The following is a 3209-nucleotide window of genomic DNA, read 5'->3' as shown; positions in this document are numbered from 1 at the left end:
CTTTATTACAGCCCAGAGCAGATTGCTGCACGTTTAAAGAAAATCAGCGTCCAATCAATCTATAACTACCTTTATCAGAATAAAGCGCGCTATGAACAATTCAAACCTTATCTAAGGCGAAAAGGCAAAGCTTATCGGCATTGCAAGGCGCCGAACATTAAAGAAGGAGACCGTCGATATAAACGGTCAATTAAACAACGTCCAAGTTATGTAGAAAGCCGGAAAACGCGAGGACATTGGGAGGGAGATACGATTATTAGCCGTAAAGACAAGCAAGCATTGGTGACATTAGTTGAACGCAAAACAGGGCTAGTATTAATTGGGCGCCTCAATCAACGTACCGCCTCCGAAACGAGAGATATGATAATAAAATTGCTAACGCCGTTTGAAAAAATGGTTAAAAGCATCACCTTCGATAATGGAACCGAATTTAATTATCATCATGCTATTGAGTATTATTTAAACACCACCGTGTACTTTGCGGAGCCTTATAAAAGCTGGCAAAGAGGCACAAATGAAAACACCAATGGCTTAATACGTCAGTTTATACCAAAGTCAGCGGCCATTTCATTAGTTGACGACGAACAGATAAAAAAAATACAATATCTATTGAACACACGCCCAAGAAAATGGCATAAGTTTAAAAGCCCTGCCTCCTTTTATTCGAAGGAGTTAAGAAAAATTGCACTTCATGGTGTAATCTAGGCAATAACAGCACGTTATATGTAGAACATATGTTAACAGATAACCACTAAAAAAACAAAATAAACAAACACATAGCAACAGAATAGAAAATATTTTATATTAAATGCGGGACGGCTGTACGTGGTAAGATATTCTAAAGAATATTTGAGGGCTAGAGTGACCAAATCAACTGTCACTTTTAACTAGTAAATACACAAATATAGGATGAGGTCATATTTTATGAAATTATGCGGGATAAAAAGAGTTAGGCCCTTAATATTATTGTTATTGGTTTATACGTTTATCAGTGTTATCTGGTCTTACTGCTTTAATAATAGCTATCATGATAAATCTACCGAATCTATTTGGGGAGATTTGTTTTTCTATATTACAATAATAACAACTTTAATTTTTATTATGATAGTACATAATTGTATTTGCAGCTGTCATAAGCTTATTGTTGTCTTTGGCTTTTTATTATTATTCCTTTTTTTATCCGAAATTAGTTATTTTATTTTTTATGGGGAAATGATATCAGAAGGAGTACTTGATTCTATTATTGAGACTAATTCTCATGAAGCAATGTCAATGGCTAAACAAGCTTCGATCATAATAATTCCTGCGCTTATTGCGGACTTTATTATTTTATTGATTCTTAAAAAAATTGTTCGTATTAAATTTAAACTTTTTATTCCTATAACTATTTATGTGCTTATATTGTCCTACCTTATTTATTGTCTAGTAAATTACACCGCATTAACACCTGATATTAAGCGAGGTTTCTATAAAGCTAGTGATAGCATAATTCGTAAATGTTATCCTGCTGTACTTGCTAATTTAGCTTATATTTTAACTAGTTATGCATCAACAGATATTTATTCAGATACCCATGAAATTGAAAAATTTAATCAAGCTGTGATTTTACCTCCTAATAAGCCTAATAACGACTTGATCGTATTTATTATGGGCGAATCTTCTTTAGTTTCCCGCTATAGCGCTTATGGTTATCATCAGCAAACTACCCCTTTTATGACCAATATTTTTAGTCAAAATGGCGGATGTATTATCCCAAATAGCCACTCAGCAGCCGCTTTAACCCGGGATTCTATACCAATGACACTTTCATTCAATGTACCAGAAAGCAATGATAATTTGTTCGATAATAAATCGATTATTGAAATGGCTAAGTTCAATCATTACAAAACCTATTGGTTAGCATCGGCTGGGCAACGAATTCAAGGTACATTTAATACTAAATATGGCTTTATTGCACGTAAAAGCGATGTTATCACTTTTAGTGAAGATCTTTTGGATATCAGTTTAAGTCAATTATTAAAAGACACCCTACAAAAAGATAATTCTCCAAAAAAATTTATTTTTGTACATTTGCGCGGTAGCCATCAACCCTATAAAGGTTATGATGAAGTTGATAAGTTGGCTTTACCTGATGCCGAAGCATATGATTTAACTATTCATCATACCGATCGTACAATCAAAGCATTATATGATGTTATCAATAAATATAGTAACAACTATACCATTATTTATACCTCGGATCATGGCGAAATTGTGAATGTTGGGCATGGTATTGGTGACAACATTGATCAGTTCCTAATCCCTTTTATGTTTATATCGACCAATCAACGATATAATTGTCAATTTATTGAATCATTTCGGGGACCAAATGGTTATTTAAGTGGGCTTATGAATAAATATATTCTATCTAATCTTTTAGGCTATGAGATTGATCCGGCTATCCTTAACAAAGAAAAAAACAATGATCGAGTTTTTATGCCAAACAGCAGTGTCATGCCTTTTCTAGAAGTACTTAACAAACATTAATTTGTTACTTACTATACGTTGAGAAATTTTTTATCATTGTTATTTTTTCAATAAATGTATTAAGTTTTTAAAAAAATTTATTTAGCACAAGCTAATAATCACAAATATAACAATAAGTTAACCTAATATGGTAAAAATATAATAGGGTAATATAATGAAATCCTGGATTCAAACATGAAGTGCAATTTTAAACACGGTGGAGTGAAGAAAGTAGAAAGGTGATTTATACTAGCACCTTCGCACCACCACAGTTTGGAGATTGCTATGTATTATAATCACCTTTCTAGGAAGGAAAGATACCAAATTTTCGTATTATTACAAGCCGGAAAGAATAAAAAAGAGATAGCCCAGCTACTCAATAGACATCCTTCGACAATAAGTCGAGAGATAGAAAGAAACTCAAAACCTAATCAAGCCTATCAAGCACATGATGCGGTAACCCTAGCTAGGAAAAGGCGAAAAAACAGCGGTAATGGTAAGCCAATAGAGTCTTCGGTATGGCGCCAAGTTGAAAAATACCTCATGCTTTATTACAGCCCAGAGCAGATTGCCGCACGTTTAATGGTATGTCCACACTTTTTAGTACCAAAAAGATAAGGTCATCGATTTCTTTTGTATTCAATCGGCGACTGGTAATTTAATGTTGAATGAAGTCGATTATAATTAAACCAATCCACATAGTG

At 33.4% G+C, this 3209-nt stretch carries 4 protein-coding genes; 3 read left to right on the top strand and 1 reads right to left on the bottom strand.

Annotated features, from left to right (window positions below; translation table 11 throughout):
• The 3 genes from A9G37_RS10230 to A9G37_RS10220 all read left to right on the top strand — a co-directional run.
• Positions 1-705, top strand: a 705-nt coding sequence (locus A9G37_RS10230; protein WP_065575440.1) for an IS30 family transposase, incomplete at its 5' end; no start/stop codon positions are given.
• A 507-nt stretch (positions 706-1212) separates the two neighbouring features.
• Complete coding sequence (locus tag A9G37_RS10225; RefSeq protein WP_218059371.1) at positions 1213-2526, top strand: sulfatase-like hydrolase/transferase; 1314 nt, start codon at positions 1213-1215, stop codon at positions 2524-2526.
• A gap of 264 nt (positions 2527-2790) precedes the next feature.
• Complete coding sequence (locus A9G37_RS10220) at positions 2791-3123, top strand: helix-turn-helix domain-containing protein (RefSeq protein WP_065575439.1); 333 nt, start codon at positions 2791-2793, stop codon at positions 3121-3123.
• Between the two features lie 2 nt (positions 3124-3125).
• Here the strand turns inward: A9G37_RS10220 and A9G37_RS13680 are convergent, their stop codons facing one another.
• Positions 3126-3203: an IS3 family transposase gene (locus A9G37_RS13680; RefSeq protein WP_442903150.1), complete on the bottom strand. Its 78-nt coding sequence runs from the start codon at positions 3201-3203 to the stop codon at positions 3126-3128.
• Positions 3204-3209: the final 6 nt, after the last annotated feature.

It is taken from the genome of Gilliamella sp. GillExp13, assembly GCF_001690815.1.
Taxonomy (GTDB): domain Bacteria; phylum Pseudomonadota; class Gammaproteobacteria; order Enterobacterales; family Orbaceae; genus Gilliamella; species Gilliamella bombi.
This window is presented reverse-complemented; position numbering and strand designations above follow the sequence as displayed.